General features: G+C 65.3%; 14 protein-coding genes. 8 read left to right on the top strand and 6 right to left on the bottom strand.

What is annotated here, in order from left to right:
* Nucleotides 1-39 precede the first annotated feature (39 nt).
* Genes A7Q26_RS01980 through plsY form a run of 3 tightly spaced genes read right to left on the bottom strand, consistent with a single transcriptional unit; the run spans nt 40 to nt 2,394 of the window.
* The gene (locus A7Q26_RS01980) at nt 40-684 is read right to left on the bottom strand and encodes a YoaK family protein (RefSeq protein ID WP_066855794.1); all 645 of its coding nucleotides are present in this window, start codon (nt 682-684) and stop codon (nt 40-42) included.
* A 16-nt stretch (nt 685-700) separates the two neighbouring features.
* Entirely contained in the window at nt 701-1,783 is a 1,083-nt protein-coding gene (dprA, locus tag A7Q26_RS01985) for a DNA-processing protein DprA (protein ID WP_066855797.1), read from the bottom strand.
* Nucleotides 1,780-2,394, bottom strand: coding sequence for a glycerol-3-phosphate 1-O-acyltransferase PlsY (gene plsY, locus A7Q26_RS01990; RefSeq protein ID WP_066855800.1), 615 nt, complete (start codon nt 2,392-2,394; stop codon nt 1,780-1,782). Before plsY ends, dprA begins: the two co-directional genes overlap by 4 nt.
* Nucleotides 2,395-2,657: 263 nt before the next feature.
* On the opposite strand from plsY, the gene murI reads away from it, so the two are divergent.
* Complete coding sequence (gene murI / locus A7Q26_RS01995) at nt 2,658-3,461, top strand: glutamate racemase (protein ID WP_066855804.1); 804 nt, start codon at nt 2,658-2,660, stop codon at nt 3,459-3,461.
* Nucleotides 3,462-3,655: 194 nt separating this feature from the next.
* A complete protein-coding gene (gene hemA, locus A7Q26_RS02000; RefSeq protein WP_066855807.1) occupies nt 3,656-4,882 on the top strand; it encodes a 5-aminolevulinate synthase in 1,227 nt (408 codons plus the stop codon).
* A 7-nt stretch (nt 4,883-4,889) separates the two neighbouring features.
* On the opposite strand, the gene A7Q26_RS02005 is transcribed toward hemA, so the two are convergent.
* Together A7Q26_RS02005 and A7Q26_RS02010 are read right to left on the bottom strand one after the other, a co-directional pair.
* Complete coding sequence (locus tag A7Q26_RS02005) at nt 4,890-5,531, bottom strand: class I SAM-dependent methyltransferase (protein ID WP_066855810.1); 642 nt, start codon at nt 5,529-5,531, stop codon at nt 4,890-4,892.
* A complete protein-coding gene (locus A7Q26_RS02010) occupies nt 5,528-6,772 on the bottom strand; it encodes a DUF3419 family protein (RefSeq protein ID WP_066855813.1) in 1,245 nt (414 codons plus the stop codon). Before A7Q26_RS02010 ends, A7Q26_RS02005 begins: the two co-directional genes overlap by 4 nt.
* A gap of 145 nt (nt 6,773-6,917) precedes the next feature.
* Here A7Q26_RS02010 and A7Q26_RS02015 point away from each other — a divergent pair, with 145 nt between their 5' ends.
* From A7Q26_RS02015 to A7Q26_RS02025, 3 genes are all read left to right on the top strand, one after another.
* Nucleotides 6,918-7,910: a ligase-associated DNA damage response exonuclease gene (locus A7Q26_RS02015; RefSeq protein WP_066855816.1), complete on the top strand. Its 993-nt coding sequence runs from the start codon at nt 6,918-6,920 to the stop codon at nt 7,908-7,910.
* Nucleotides 7,911-8,011: 101 nt separating this feature from the next.
* On the top strand, nt 8,012-9,595 hold the full coding sequence (locus A7Q26_RS02020) for a cisplatin damage response ATP-dependent DNA ligase (protein WP_066855819.1): 1,584 nt from the start codon (nt 8,012-8,014) through the stop codon (nt 9,593-9,595).
* Between the two features lie 27 nt (nt 9,596-9,622).
* Complete coding sequence (locus A7Q26_RS02025; RefSeq protein ID WP_066855821.1) at nt 9,623-9,970, top strand: GFA family protein; 348 nt, start codon at nt 9,623-9,625, stop codon at nt 9,968-9,970.
* Nucleotides 9,971-10,031: 61 nt separating this feature from the next.
* On the opposite strand, the gene A7Q26_RS02030 is transcribed toward A7Q26_RS02025, so the two are convergent.
* Nucleotides 10,032-10,592, bottom strand: a complete 561-nt coding sequence (locus tag A7Q26_RS02030; protein ID WP_066855824.1) for a fasciclin domain-containing protein — start codon at nt 10,590-10,592, stop codon at nt 10,032-10,034.
* 197 nt (nt 10,593-10,789) lie between these two features.
* Between A7Q26_RS02030 and A7Q26_RS02035 the strand changes: the two genes are divergently transcribed.
* From A7Q26_RS02035 to A7Q26_RS02045, 3 genes are all read left to right on the top strand, one after another.
* Nucleotides 10,790-12,007, top strand: a complete 1,218-nt coding sequence (locus tag A7Q26_RS02035) for a saccharopine dehydrogenase family protein (protein ID WP_066856261.1) — start codon at nt 10,790-10,792, stop codon at nt 12,005-12,007.
* 127 nt (nt 12,008-12,134) lie between these two features.
* Nucleotides 12,135-13,307 (top strand): carboxynorspermidine decarboxylase, encoded by a 1,173-nt coding sequence (locus A7Q26_RS02040; RefSeq protein WP_066855827.1) that lies wholly within the window; start codon nt 12,135-12,137, stop codon nt 13,305-13,307.
* Between the two features lie 147 nt (nt 13,308-13,454).
* Nucleotides 13,455-14,660 (top strand): type III PLP-dependent enzyme, encoded by a 1,206-nt coding sequence (locus A7Q26_RS02045; protein ID WP_066855830.1) that lies wholly within the window; start codon nt 13,455-13,457, stop codon nt 14,658-14,660.
* Nucleotides 14,661-14,700: the final 40 nt, after the last annotated feature.

The following is a 14,700-nucleotide window of genomic DNA, read 5'->3' on the forward strand; positions in this document are numbered from 1 at the left end:
ACGTATACGCGCGAGTGTGTAGGGGGGTGGAGGAGGGCGTCAAGCGTTCTGCTGCGCGCGACGCGCCAACTCCGTCAGGAACGCCAACAGCAGCGCAGCGCCGCTCCCCATCCACATTGCGTCCTGACGCAGTAACGGAAACAGCGACGCGCCCGTCACCGCCCCCGCGACCAGGCCGAGCCACAAAAGCGCATAGCCGCCCCGGCCGGGATGCCGCCTGCCGGTCACGATGCCCGCCAGCCCCAGGCCGATCCGCACCAGACTGCCCGTCATATAGGTCAGCCCCAGCGGTGCCTGGCCTTCCCTCTCGAATATGGTGTTTTCCGCGCCCATGGCCAAGGCCAGCAACCCGGCCGTCCAGAGCGGCGGATGCCGGATCAGCAGCGCGGCCGCGGCAAGCATCGCCGCCACCAGCAGCAATATGGCCGCGCTTTGGCGTCGGCCCGCAGCGGCGCCCACGATCGCGCCGGCGCAGACCCCGGCGACGAAGCAGAGAATGAGGATGCCCGCCGCCATCGCATCGCTCCGCGCACCCGCAATGCCGACGGCCAGCCGCGTCGAATTGCCGCTCATGAACGAAACGAAGAAGCCCGAGGTCGTGAGAAAGCCGAGCGCATCGACATAGCCTGCCAGGAAGGCAAGGGTGATGGCGAGGGAGCGCATGTGACGATCGAACCGGATCATGGCTTTTGCCCGGCGATCACGACTGGGCCACCCTCCCGCCGGCATGGCGCGCCAGCCGGTCGGCAAGCTCCAGTTCCAGCAATACCGTCTGCACCACGGCCGGCGACAGGCCCGACAGGCGGATGATCTCGTCCACCGGCACCGGCGCGGGCCCCAGCAGCCCGACGACCGCCGCCCGATCCTGTTCCGCCACGTCGCTCGACACCGGCTCGCCGATAAAGTCGAAACTGCCCTGTCGCACCATGCGCGGATCGAAACCGCCGATCGCCTCCATCACGTCGGCCCCATTTTGCACCAGCGTCGCGCCCTCGCGGATCAGGCTGTTGCACCCTTGTGCACGCGGATCGATTGGCGATCCCGGCACCGCCATCACCTCGCGCCCTGCCTCACCGGCCAGTCGCGCGGTGATGAGCGATCCGGACTTGGGCGCCGCCTCGACCACCACCGTCCCCAGCGCCAGGCCAGCGATGATGCGGTTGCGCGCCGGGAAATGCCGCGCCAGCGGCTGGACGCCGGGCGGATGTTCGGTGACGAGCAGGCCGCTCTCGGCCACCTGCCCCTGCAAATCCCGGTTCTCCGGCGGAAAGACGATGTCGATGCCGCTGGCGATGACGCCGATCGTCCCGCTGTCGATCGACCCGCGATGCGCCTCCGTATCGATGCCGCGCGCCAGCCCCGAAACCACCACCGCGCCGCGCTGTCCCAGATCCTGCGCCAAGGCGCGTGCGAACCGGCACGCCGCCGCCGAAGCATTGCGCGCGCCGACCATCGCCACGCACGGTCGCCCGGCCAGAGCGACATCGCCCCGCACGATCAGCGCGGGCGGCGCGCCCTCCATCTGGTCCAGCAACGCGGGATAGTCGGCATCGCCCATCAGCAGGTAGCGCGCGCCCAGCGCCCGCGTCGCGCCGATCTCCCGCTCCACCGCACCCGCATCGGCGACGCTCGCCCGGCCACCGCCGCGCTCGGCCAGATGAGGGATGGCGCGCAACGCCTCCCCCGCCGTCCCGAACCGGGCGAGCAATTGCCGATAGCTGACCGGACCGATCCGGGGGGAGCGGATGAGCCGCAGCCGATCGAACCGCTCCCGCTCGCTCATTCGGCGGAAGATGGCGACTTGGACTTGCCGACCTTGGGTTCCTCACCCTTCATCAGCCGGGCGATATTGGCGCGGTGCCGCCACAGCACGATCAGGGCGAGCGCCAGCGCCACCGGCACCAGGCCGAGCCTCCCGAAGGCCCACATCGCGATCGGCGCGCTGACCGCCGCCGACATACCCCCGACCGACGACCATTTCGTCCCGAACAGCGCGCCCAGCCAGACCAGCGCGAAGACGATCCCGGCGGGCCAATGAAGCGCCGTCACCACCCCCATCATCGTCGCAACGCCCTTGCCCCCGGCAAAGCGCAGCCACACCGGATAGCAATGGCCGATAAACGCCATCGCCCCCGCCATCGGCCCGCCGCCATCGACCAGTGCCGCGCCGATCAGCACCGCCGCCGCACCCTTCAGCAGGTCGAGCAGCAAGGTCGCGGCGGCAAGCCCCTTGCGTCCGGTACGCAGCACATTGGTCGCGCCGATATTGCCCGATCCGATCTGCCGCAGGTCGCCCGCGCCGGTAACGCGGGTCAGGATCAGGCCGAAGGGGACGGAACCGAGCAGATAGCCCAGCACCAGGACGAAAGCGGGAAGAAGCCAGGGAGGTGTCATGATGTCAGCCGATAGAAGTTGCGCGCGACCATAGCGTGGCGGACGCCATGGGCAATGCCGGAATGAACGACCCCGTCCGCAGCATCCGGCGATAAATGATTCTTATGCACTTCTTGCCACAATTATGTCCTTGGAATCATCAATGTGACAAACGCGCACAACTGTCCATTTCGTTGTCGACTTCGCCCTGTCTCGCTGTCGGCTGGAGCCCGGGCGGGGCCGAGCGCCTTGACAGCGCCGCCCGGCCCGACAAGACAGCGGCCATGACGGTCGCACCAGACGCTCCCATCCTCTTCTTCGATTCCGGCGTCGGCGGGCTTTCCATCCTCGCTCCCGCCAGGGCCGCGCTGCCGACAGCGCCGATCGTCTATGCCGCCGACAGCGCCGGCTTTCCCTATGGCACCAAGAGCGAGGCGGAGATCGCAGCGCGCGTCCCCGCCCTGCTCGGACGGCTGGTCGAGCGCTACCGGCCCCGCCTCGCCGTCATCGCCTGCAACACCGCCTCGACCATCGCGCTCCAGCATGTCCGCGCCGCGCTCGACATTCCCGTGGTCGGCACCGTCCCGGCGATCAAGCCCGCCGCCCTGCTCTCCAGAAGCCGCGTCTTCGGCGTGCTCGGCACCGACGCCACCGTGCGCCAGCCCTATGTGGATCGCCTCGCCGCCGAACATGGCGCGGACTGCACCGTGCTGCGCCACGGCTCCGCCGCGCTGGTGCAACTGGCCGAAGCCAAGCTGCGCGGCGAGCCGCTCGACCCGCAGGTCGCCCGCGACGCGCTCGCCGGCCTGATCGAGCAGCCGGGCGGCGACCGGATGGACATGGTCGTCCTCGCCTGCACCCATTTTCCGCTGGTCGAGCAGGAACTGGCCGCCGCCGCGCCCCATCCCATGGGGTTCGTCCATGGTGGCGATGGCATCGCCCGCCGCATCCGCTTTCTGACGCAGGGCCAGCCCTGGCCCGACACTCCGGCGCCCGGCATCGCGGTCTTCACCCGCGTGGACCAGAGGGTGGACGCGCTTCGCCCGGCGCTCGCAGCCTATGGCCTCGACCGCATCGACGCGCTTTGAACGACCCGCTTTGAAAGGCATGGGCCATTTGTCCAATGGCCAAGCGCGTCTATCACAGTGATAGGTATTTCTCCCTAACGTTGCGAGCGGTTATCGCTGGTAATGGAAGGGCCGCGCAGGTAAATGCGGCGCTAGAGGCAGAGGATGGCGCCGCGACGAAAGACAGCGCGCGAGGAAACGGGAAGACAGGCGTAGTGAACTACAAACATATCTTTTCGCAAGCGATCGACCGCCTCCATGAGGAAGGCCGCTATCGGGTGTTCATCGATATCCTGCGTAATCGCGGCTCCTATCCCAACGCCCGCTGCTTTCACGGCCATAACGGTCCCAAGCCGATCACCGTATGGTGCTCCAACGACTATCTTGCCATGGGCCAGCATCCCAAGGTCGTCGCCGCCATGGAGGAAGCGCTGCACGATGTCGGCGCCGGTTCGGGCGGCACCCGCAATATCGGCGGCAACACCCATTATCATGTCGACCTGGAGGCGGAACTCGCCGACCTGCACGGCAAGGAAGGGGCGCTGCTTTTCACGTCGGGCTATGTCTCGAATGAGGCGACCCTCTCCACCCTCGCCAAGCTGCTGCCGGGCTGCATCATCTTTTCCGACGAGTTGAACCATGCCTCGATGATCGCGGGCATACGCAATTCGGGTTGCGAGAAGCGCGTCTTCCGCCACAATGACGTCGACCATCTGCGCGAACTGCTCGCCGCCGAAGACCCCGACGCCCCGAAGCTGATCGCCTTCGAAAGCGTCTATTCGATGGACGGCGACGTCGCGCCGATCGCCGAAATCTGCGACCTTGCCGATGAATATAACGCACTGACCTATCTCGACGAAGTCCATGCCGTGGGCATGTATGGCGCGCGCGGCGGCGGCATCTCCGAACGGGACGAGGTGGCCGGCCGCCTGACCATCATCGAAGGCACTCTGGGCAAGGCGTTCGGCGTCATGGGTGGCTATATCGCCGCCGACCAGATGATCATCGACGTAATCCGCAGCTATGCGCCCGGCTTCATCTTTACCACCTCGCTCTCCCCCGTGCTGGTCGCGGGCGTGCTGGCGAGCGTGCGCCACCTCAAGGGGTCGAGCGAGGAACGCGAAGGCCAGCAGGCCTCTGCCGCGCTCCTGAAGCGTCTGATGGCCGAAGCGGGCCTGCCGGTCATGAACTCCGTCACGCATATCGTGCCGCTGATGGTGGGCGACCCGGTCAAGGCCAAGCGGATCAGCGACATATTGCTCGCCGAATATGGCGCCTATGTGCAACCTATTAACTACCCCACCGTCCCCCGCGGCACCGAACGCCTGCGCTTCACGCCGGGGCCGGCGCATAGCGAAGCGATGATGCGCGACCTGGTATCCGCGCTGGTCGAAATCTGGGACCGGCTGGACCTGGAAAAGGCGGAACGTCAGGCGGCCTAGGGGCGGCTCAAACGCGGATCACGCCGCCCCTCACCGCATAGCCGCGATAGAGCGTCCGGCTGTGCGGAAAGCCGCCCATGTCCTGGGCGATCCGCTCGATTGCCGGCTTTAGGTCGCGCCTCGGCGACACATGGAAACGTTCCAGCCAACCGAACAGCGCCCGGCGCCACAGTGCCGGCAACCGGTCCTGTTGGCCGAAATCGACGATCTCCAGCCGACCGCCCGGCGCGACGCAACGCGCAGCCTGCGCCAGTGCCATCTCCCATTCCGGGATCATCGACAGCGCATAGCTGATGAAGACCCGCTCGAACCGCGCCCGGCCAAACAGCGCCGCCGCGTCGAAACCGCAGGCATCGCCCCGCGCCAGTACGACCCGTTCGCCCATGCCCGCCTTCGTCACCGAAGCCCGCGCCGTCTCCAGCATCGTCTCGCTGATATCGACGCCATAGAGCCGCGCGGTGGGCCAGGCCTTGCCCACCGCGATCAGGTTGCGCCCGGTGCCGCAGCCAATCTCCAGTACAGCCCCGCCCGCCGGCGGATCGAGATCGGCGATCAGTCCGTCGCGCCCCAGCAGATAATATTTGCGGGTCAGGTCATAGATATGACGCTGGTAGCGATAGACCCCGTCCATCAACTGGCCGTGGCTCATCGCTCGCCCTTCAGCACATAGAGATGGACCCCGCCATAGATGGCGGACCGGTCGCGCGCAGTATAATCGCGCGACGCCTCGGCCCTGTAATCCCAGCGGCTGAGCACCTCGTCGATCACCCGGCCCGGCAATATGCTCGGCTCCCCGGCGGTGCGGAACAGCACCCGCGCGCCCGGCCTGGCCGTCCGCGTGATCTGCGCCCAGAGCGCGTTCAGCTGCTCGTCGTCCATCCAGTCCTGCGCGTCGAGCAGGATGTAGCGGTCGCAGGAGGCGGCCGGCTGGCCGGCGAGGAAATCGGTGAAATTGATGTGCCGCACGTCGACACGGCTTGCCCGCATCCGCACCGCATCATGGTTCGCCGCCTGGAGATAGGGCGGTAACGGCCCCTCGGCTTGCCCGTTTTTGGCGGCATAACCCCGCCCAAAGGCCTGCACCGCGAAATAATTGTCCTTGAGGTCGAAGTCGCAGGCCAGCTTCTTCAGCCGGGCCTTGAGCACATTGTCCATCCGCTCGTCCCCGGCCAGCGCCTCGAACTGGGCCGGCGGGATGCCCAGGCCGAACAGCGAGGCTGGCTGGCTGGTCAGCCAGCGCACGAAGCCCTTGTCGAAGATCGGCGCCAGTTCGCGTTCGAAGATCATGCGCTGCTCCTCGATGCTCCGGGCATCCAGCATCCGCCTGGGGTTCACCCCATGCACCCGCGCCAGCAGATGCGCCGCGCCGATGAAGCGGCCGAGCAGACCATGCTTGTAGATGCCGCGTGCGAAACCACCGATGCGCCGTCGCCCGATCAGGTCGCGCCCTTCCCAGTAGCGCCGCGTCGCTTCGTCCAGATGCGGCGCGACGATCTCGCGATAGGCGGCGACATTGTCCTTGCTGTCCGCCTGCGCGAAGAAACGGTGGAAGGCGCCATGGTCGGGCAAGGTCCGCGCCGCCGCCAGCTTGAGCTTGTTGAGCGCGATATGCGCGGTGTTGAGGTCAACCGCCGTGATCTTCGCCGGATCGGCGGTCAGGTAGGACAGGACGTTGCAGCCGCCCGATGCGATCGTCACCACATGGCTGTCGGGCGTGATCGCCAGCGCCTCCATGTCCACCGCCGGGTCTTCCCAGATTTGCGCATAGACCAGGCCGCGAAAGGCGAAGGTGAAGGCGCGCTCCAGCAAGCCCTGCTTCGACAGGTGGCGATGGCGATGCACCGCGTCGGTGATTTTCTGATGGCCATTCTGGTCGGCTGTGGCTGCCATGGCTGCACTCCTCGCTGCCGGGTCGTTCCGGGGCCGATAGGGCAATGGCATGTCGTCCGCATGACTTGCCGGTTACGGGGCGATGACTGTCTTTTGGGAAACGCCCTTGCGGAACCGGGACGCCCTCTCCCATCTTGTATGGCCGATGGACCACTGGATCGAACCCCACCCGACCGGCATCTATGTCCGCCCCGCCGATGCGTGGATCGATCCTTCGCTGCCGCGGGAACGGGCGCTGGTGACGCACGGCCATGCCGATCATGCGCGCGGCGGCCACGGCCATGTCTGGGCGACCCGCGAGACGCTGTCGATCATGGCACTGCGCTACGGCACCGCCGGCGGCACGGCGGTGGGCTATGGCGAGGAGGTCCGGATGGGCGGGGTGACGATCCGCTACGTCCCCGCCGGCCATGTGCTGGGGTCTGCTCAGATATGGCTCGAACATGCGGGCGAGCGGGTGGTCGTGACCGGCGATTACAAACGCCGGCCCGATCCCACCTGCCTGCCCTTCGAGCCGGTGCCCTGCGATATTTTCGTGACGGAGGCGACCTTCGGCCTCCCCGTCTTCCGCCATCCCGACACCGGCAGCGAAATGGACCGGCTGCTCGCCGCGCTCCACGCCCACCCCGATCGCTGCGTGCTGGTCGGCGCCTACGCGCTGGGCAAGGCGCAGCGGGTGATCTGCGAACTCAGGGCGCGCGGTCATCATGATGCCATCTATATCCATGGCGCACTGGAGCGGATGTGCGCCCTCTATGCGGACTTCGGTGTCGAACTGGGCGAACTGCGTCCCGCGACGGGCGTGCCCGCAAAGGAGATGCGCGGCCACATCGTCGTCTCCCCACCCTCCGCGCTCAACGATCGCTGGAGCCGCCGCCTGCCCGATCCCATCACCGCGATGGCGTCCGGCTGGATGCGGGTGCGCCAGCGCGCGCGGCAGAAGAATGTAGAACTGCCCCTCGTCATTTCCGACCATGCCGACTGGGACGAATTGACCGACACGATACGCGAAGTCGCGCCGGCCGAAACCTGGATCACCCATGGGCGCGAGGAGGCGCTGCTCCACTGGTGCATGACCCACCAGATCCGCGCCCGCGCGCTGGCGCTGGTGGGGCGCGAAGACGAGGATGAAGGGTGATGGACAAACGCACAGCATCCGTTCGTTTCGAGCGCAGTCGAGAAGCGGATAGGGTGGTTACAGCGTTTCTCGACTGCGCTCGAAACGAACGGAGGTAGGTGATGCGCGCCTTCTCTCAACTCCTCGACGGCCTGGTCTACACTCGTTCGCGCAACGGCAAGCTGGACCTGATCGCCGCCTATATGCGCGACGCGCCCGATCCCGACCGGGGCTGGGCGCTGGCGGCGCTGACCGGCAATCTCGACCTCAAAGCCGTCAAATCCTCCGCCATCGGCGAGATGATCCGCGCCCGCACCGATCCGGTCCTTTATGAAATGAGCCGCGACTATGTCGGCGACCTTGCCGAAACCGTCGCCCTGCTCTGGCCGAAGAGAGAGGACCAACCCGCCGAACTGGATGACGGGTCGCTCAGCCTCTCGGCCGTGATCGAGCGCCTGCACGGCGTCAGCCGCGCCGCCGCACCCGATGCGCTGGCGCAGATGATGGACCATCTCGACGCCTCGGGCCGCTTCGCGCTGCTGAAACTTGCCACCGGCGGGCTTCGGGTGGGCATTTCCGCCCGCCTCGCCAAGACCGGCTTCGCCCAGGGCTTCGGCCTTGACGTCGATGATGTCGAACAGGTCTGGCACGCCCTCGCCCCGCCCTATGCCGCGCTGTTCGACTGGGCCGAAGGGCGCAGCGGCCGGCCGGATCCGGAAGGCACACCCTATTTCCGTCCCTTCATGCTCGCCCACCCGCTGGAGGCCGAGAGCGTCGATCTCGCTGACTATGCCGCCGAATGGAAATGGGACGGCATCCGCATCCAGATCGTCGGTACGGGTGGCGAAACCCGCCTCTACAGCCGCGCGGGCGACGATATTTCAGGCAGCTTCCCGGAGATCGCGGCGGCCTTCACCGGCCATGCCGTGCTGGACGGCGAACTGCTGGTGAAGGGCGCGTTTCAGGGCGGGGAAGCCGCCAGCTTCAACGCCCTGCAACAAAGGCTCGGCCGCAAGGCGGTCAGCGCGAAGATGATGGACGACTATCCCGCCTTCGTCCGCCTCTATGATCTGCTGATCGAACGCGACACCGACCTGCGCGCCCTCCCCTGGCACCAACGGCGCGCCCGGCTCGAAGCCTATATGCCCCAGCTTCCGCCGGATCGTTTCGATCTCTCCGCCATCATCGACGCGCCGGATTTCGATGCTCTGGCCGACATCCGCGCCGGCGCCCGCGACGCCGCGATCGAAGGGGTCATGCTCAAGCGCCGTGACAGCCCCTATGTCGCCGGGCGCAAGGCGGCGCTCTGGTATAAATGGAAACGCGACCCCCTGACCGCCGACTGCGTCATGATGTACGCCCAGCGCGGCCACGGCAAACGCTCCTCCTTCTATTCGGACTATACGTTCGGCTGCTGGACCGAAGATGGCGAATTGCTGCCGGTGGGCAAGGCCTATAGCGGCTTCACCGACGAGGAACTCAAATGGCTCGACCGCTTCGTCCGCCAGAACACCCTCAACCGCTTCGGCCCGGTGCGGGAGGTCGAAAAGTCGCTCGTGCTGGAAGTTGCGTTCGACAGCATCCACGACAGCAAGCGCCACAAATCAGGCCTCGCCATGCGCTTCCCCCGCATCGCCCGCATCCGCAAGGACAAGCCCGCGCATGAGGCCGATACGGTCGAGGGGTTGAAGCAGCTGGTGAGCTGACGCATAAAGATCAAAAGGAGAACGGACATGGCCTATACCGGAAGCTGCCATTGCGGCGCCGTCACGTTCAGCGTCGCGACCGATGCTCCCGACGAGGGCATGACCTGCAACTGCTCCCATTGCAGCCGCAAGGGCTTTGTCCTGACCTTCGTCCCCGCCGACCGGTTTACGCTGGACAGCGGCGCGGATCATCTCACCGACTATCTTTTCTACCGGCACAATATCACGCATCAGTTCTGCAGGACCTGCGGGACGGAAGCTTTCGCCCTCGGCAAGTCGCCCGACGGTCCGATGCGCGCCATCAACCTCCGCTGTGTGCCCTCGGTCGACATCGACGCGCTCACGATCACGAAGGTCGATGGGGCCAGCTTCTGACATGCGAAACGGCCGGCCCGCTTACCCGACCGGCCGTTTCTTCCATGTCAGCGAGCGACGGTCAGGGCATCAGCACAGTGTCGATGACATGGATCACGCCGTTCGACTGGTTGACGTCGGCGATCGTGACCTTTGACTTTCCGCCCTTGGCATCCTGCAGATAGACCGACGATCCTTCGACCCAGGCGGTCAGCGGTTCTCCCTGCACCGTGGTCAGCGTCGCCTTGCCTCCGCCGGCCTTGGCCTGTGCGATGAGGTCGGCGGCGCTCAGCTTGCCGGGCACCACATGATAGGTAAGGATGCCGGTCAGGGTCGCCTTGTTCTCGGGCTTCAGCAGCGTGTCCACCGTGCCGGCCGGAAGCTTGGCGAAGGCGGCATTTGTCGGCGCGAAGACGGTGAACGGACCGGCGCCCTTCAGCGTATCGACCAGACCTGCCGCCTTGACCGCAGCGACCAGCGTCGTGTGGTCTTTCGAATTGACGGCGTTGTCGACGATATCCTTGGTCGGGGACATCGCCGCGCCGCCCACCATCGGGTTCTTTTCATGATGATTGGCATAGGCCGTGCCACTGACGGTCAACAGCGCGCTCGCCAGCGCCAACGACAGATGGGACTTCTTCATGGAGGCTTCCTTCCCGATATTCTCTATCCCCTGATCCGGGGACACCGCCACTACGCGCGGGCGACCGCGTGGATGCATGGCTGCCCCAAAAGACAGGGGCCAAGGCGCTGCGCGCGCATCTGACTTTGCGCTGTCACGGGCAGCCCCTATATGGGCGCTTTCGCGCGGGGGCGCGCGGTCGATTTATGGAGACGAAATTGAGCAAGGTTCTGGTCATCGGCGCAGGCGGCGTCGGGTCTGTCGCGGTCCACAAGATGGCGATGAATCCGGATATTTTCAGCCATATCACGCTCGCCAGTCGCCGGATCGTCAGTTGTGAGAAGGTCGCCGAATCGGTGAAGGCGCGCACCGGTGTCACCATCGACGTGGCGCAGGTCGATGCCGACAATGTCGCAGAGACGATCGCGCTGATCGAGAAGATCCAGCCCAAGCTCGTCGTGAACCTGGCCCTGCCCTATCAGGATCTGGCGATCATGGACGCCTGCCTCGCGACCCGGACCGACTATCTCGACACCGCCAATTACGAGCCGCGCGACACCGCGAAGTTCGAATATAGCTGGCAATGGGCCTATCAGGAGCGCTTCAAGGAAGCCGGCATCATGGCGCTGCTCGGATCAGGCTTCGACCCCGGCGTCACCAGCGTTTTCGCCAGCTACATCAAGAAGCACCTGCTCGACCGGATCGACACGCTCGACATTCTCGATTGCAATGGCGGCGACCATGGCCAGCATTTCGCCACCAACTTCAACCCGGAAATCAACATCCGCGAAGTGACCGCGCCGTCGCGCCACTGGGCCGATGGACAATGGGTCGAAGGCCCGGCGCTCAGCCACAAGCAGGAATTCGACTTCGATCAGGTCGGACCGAAGAACATGTACCTCATGTATCATGAGGAACTGGAGTCGCTTGCCAAATTCTATCCCGAGATCAAGCGCATCCGCTTCTGGATGACCTTCGGCGACGCCTATCTCAAACATCTGGAAGTGCTCCAGAATGTCGGCATGACCCGGATCGACCCGGTCATCTATAACGGGCAGGAGATCATCCCGCTCCAGTTCCTGAAAGCGGTCCTGCCCGAACCGTCGAGCCTGGGTTCGACCACCAAGGGCAAGACCAATATCGGCGACATCGCCACCGGCGAAAAGGACGGCCAGCAGAAGACCGTCTATGTCTACCAGGTCTGCGACCATGAGGAAGCCTATGCCGAAACCGGCAACCAGGCGGTCAGCTACACCACCGGCGTGCCCGCGATGATCGGCGCCGCGCTGATGCTGACGGGCGCCTGGAAGGGCGCAAATGGAGAAGGCGGCGTGTTCAATATCGAACAGTTCGATCCCGATCCCTTCATGGACATGCTCAACGAGCATGGCCTGCCCTGGCAGGTGAAGGAACTCGACGCGCCGCTGGATTTTTAAGCGCCGCTCGCGCTCTGACGATCCCGCGCGGGATCGTCACCCCAGCGAAGGCTGGGATCTCATGCGGCGACGCCGTGCCCTCTCGCCTGAGACCCCGGCCTTTGCCGGGGTGACGGAGTATGTTGTTATGGAAACCCGCGCCGGCCATCCTGCCGCCTTCGCCCGATTCGACCTCTACCGCGTTCCCTCGCCCGCCTTCGTGGTGGACGAGGCGGCGGTGCGGCGGAACCTTGCGGTCCTGCGCGACATCGGCGACCGAGCCGGGGTCAAGGTACTCGGTGCGCTCAAGGCCTTTTCCATGTGGTCGCTTGGGGGCGTGCTGGGGGAATATCTCGACGGCGTCTGCGCGTCGGGCATCTATGAAGCACGCCTGGGGCGCGAGGAATATCAGGGCGAAGTCGCGACCTATTGCGCCGCCTACAAGCCCGACGACCTGGCCGAAATCCTCAAAATATCAGACCATGTCATCTTCAACAGCCCCGGCCAGATCGCGCGACTCAAACCCGTCATCGACGCAGCGCGCAGCGACGGTGTGAACTTCGACATCGGCCTGCGCCTCAACCCGCTCCACCCGGAGGGGGAAGTGCCTAAATATGACCCGTCGCAACCGCACAGCCGCTTGGGCTTCCCGGTCGACCAATTGCGCCCCGAACATCTGGAGGGCGTCGACGGCCTGCATGTCCATAATCTGTGCGAGCAGGATTTCCTGCCGCTGGAACGCACCTGGGCGGCGATTGAGGGCCATATCATGCCTCATGTCGCGAGCCTCAAATGGCTCAACTTCGGCGGCGGCCACCATGTCACCCGCGCCGACTACCAGATCGACGATCTCATCGCCTTCCTGACAAGGATCAAGGCGCAGACCGGTCTTGCCCTCTATATCGAACCCGGCGAGGCAATGGCGCTCGACGCTGGCATCTTGGTGGGCGAAATCCTCGACGTGATCGAAAACGGGATGCCCGTCGCCATCACCGACATCAGCGCCACCTGCCACATGCCCGACGTGATCGAGGCGCCCTATCGCCCCGCCATGCTCCATGAGCCGGAAGAGGGACCGGTCACTCGACTCGGTGGCCCCTCCTGCTTGGCGGGCGACATCATCGGCGACTATCGAGTCCCCGGCGGCGCGGAACCGGGCGCGCGTATCGCCTTCCTCGACCAGGCGCACTATTCCATGGTGAAGACCAATACATTCAATGGGGTACCCCTGCCCGCCATCTGGTTATGGAACTCGGAAACCGACGAACTCAAGGAAATCCGGGCCTTTTCCTATACCGATTTCAAGACCCGTCTCTCGTAACGCACATTTCGTAGCGGACCGCGCAACAAAATTTTCATATGCGCTTTACAGGGGGGACCCCTCCGCATATATCGGCCGTCCGCTGCCCCATGGGACTTCCACCGCAAGGCAGCTTTTCGCCCTGAACTACACTGGAGGTCCCTTGAGTTGCACAAGCATCATAGCGCGCTGGGGGTAGCGACCGCCCTCACACCGGCAGCACCGGTAACGCTGATTCGTCCCGAAGCCGCGGCTCGGGCCGCCCGTTTCTTCGTTGAGAAGTTTCCGGGCCGATCGCTCTATGCGGTCAAGGCGAATCCGTCTCCCGACCTGATCCGCACGCTCTTTGCATCGGGCATCACGCATTTCGATGTGGCCTCGATCGCTGAAGTGCGCCTGGTGGCCGAAACGCTGGCCGATGTCGCAGGCGACAAGGCGAAGCTCTGCTTCATGCACCCGGTCAAGGCCGAGGAAGCGATCGCTGAAGCCTACCACGTCCATGGCGTGCGAACCTTCTCGCTCGACACGATCGACGAGCTGGAAAAGATCATGCGCGCGACCGGCGATGCGACCGATCTGGAACTGTGCGTCCGCCTGCGCGTGTCATCCGAACATTCGGAACTCAGCCTCGCGTCGAAGTTCGGCGTCGAACTGGGCGAAACCCGCGAACTGCTGATGGCGACCCGCCAGGCCGCCGATGCGCTGGGCATCTGTTTCCACGTCGGAAGCCAGGCCATGTCGCCGCAGGCCTATAGTGATGCGATCGAGCGCGTGCGCGCCGCGATCGTCGATGCGGCGGTCACGGTCGACATCATCGATGTCGGCGGCGGCTTCCCTTCCATCTATCCGGGCATGGAGCCGGTGGCGCTCGAAAATTATTTCGAAGCGATCCATCGCGGCTTCGAAAGCCTGCCGGTCAGCTATTCGTCGGAACTGTGGTGCGAACCCGGCCGCGCGCTGTCGGCCGAATATAGCTCGATCATCGTGCGGGTGGAGCGCCGTCGCGGCACCGAACTCTACATCAACGACGGCGCCTATGGCGCGTTGTTCGATGCCGCGCATATCGGCTGGCGCTTCCCCGTGGCCTTGCTGCGCGAGGATGACAGCGAAGAAGAGCTGGAAGGCTTCTCCTTCTACGGCCCGACCTGCGACGACATGGACCATATGGTCGGCCCCTTCATGCTTCCTGCGGACGTGAAGACGGGCGACTATATCGAAATCGGAATGCTCGGCGCCTATGGCGCGGCAATGCGTACCGGTTTCAACGGCTTCACGTCGGAATCGACGATCGAGGTGGGGGATGAGCCGATGGCCAGCCTCTATGCCGAGACCGTCCAGCCGCGCCGTCGCGCAACCGTCATCAAGCTGGGCTGACCCGCCCCGCAAAATGATTTCCATCCCTCGCCGCCTCCTT

This window comes from Sphingobium sp. TCM1, from assembly GCF_001650725.1.
Classification (GTDB): domain Bacteria; phylum Pseudomonadota; class Alphaproteobacteria; order Sphingomonadales; family Sphingomonadaceae; genus Sphingobium.

Excerpts from the sequence above, each read along its gene's own strand:
- plsY (WP_066855800.1), bottom strand. The coding sequence starts at position 2,394 with ATGACACCTCCCTGGCTTCTTCCCGCTTTCGTCCTGGTGCTGGGCTAT.
- A7Q26_RS02010 (WP_066855813.1), bottom strand. The coding sequence starts at position 6,772 with ATGGCAGCCACAGCCGACCAGAATGGCCATCAGAAAATCACCGACGCG.
- murI (WP_066855804.1), top strand. The coding sequence starts at position 2,658 with ATGACGGTCGCACCAGACGCTCCCATCCTCTTCTTCGATTCCGGCGTC.
- dprA (WP_066855797.1), bottom strand. The coding sequence starts at position 1,783 with ATGAGCGAGCGGGAGCGGTTCGATCGGCTGCGGCTCATCCGCTCCCCC.
- A7Q26_RS01980 (WP_066855794.1), bottom strand. The coding sequence starts at position 684 with ATGATCCGGTTCGATCGTCACATGCGCTCCCTCGCCATCACCCTTGCC.
- A7Q26_RS02030 (WP_066855824.1), bottom strand. The coding sequence starts at position 10,592 with ATGAAGAAGTCCCATCTGTCGTTGGCGCTGGCGAGCGCGCTGTTGACC.
- A7Q26_RS02005 (WP_066855810.1), bottom strand. The coding sequence starts at position 5,531 with ATGAGCCACGGCCAGTTGATGGACGGGGTCTATCGCTACCAGCGTCAT.
- A7Q26_RS02015 (WP_066855816.1), top strand. The coding sequence starts at position 6,918 with ATGGACCACTGGATCGAACCCCACCCGACCGGCATCTATGTCCGCCCC.
- A7Q26_RS02040 (WP_066855827.1), top strand. The coding sequence starts at position 12,135 with ATGGAAACCCGCGCCGGCCATCCTGCCGCCTTCGCCCGATTCGACCTC.
- A7Q26_RS02020 (WP_066855819.1), top strand. The coding sequence starts at position 8,012 with ATGCGCGCCTTCTCTCAACTCCTCGACGGCCTGGTCTACACTCGTTCG.
- A7Q26_RS02025 (WP_066855821.1), top strand. The coding sequence starts at position 9,623 with ATGGCCTATACCGGAAGCTGCCATTGCGGCGCCGTCACGTTCAGCGTC.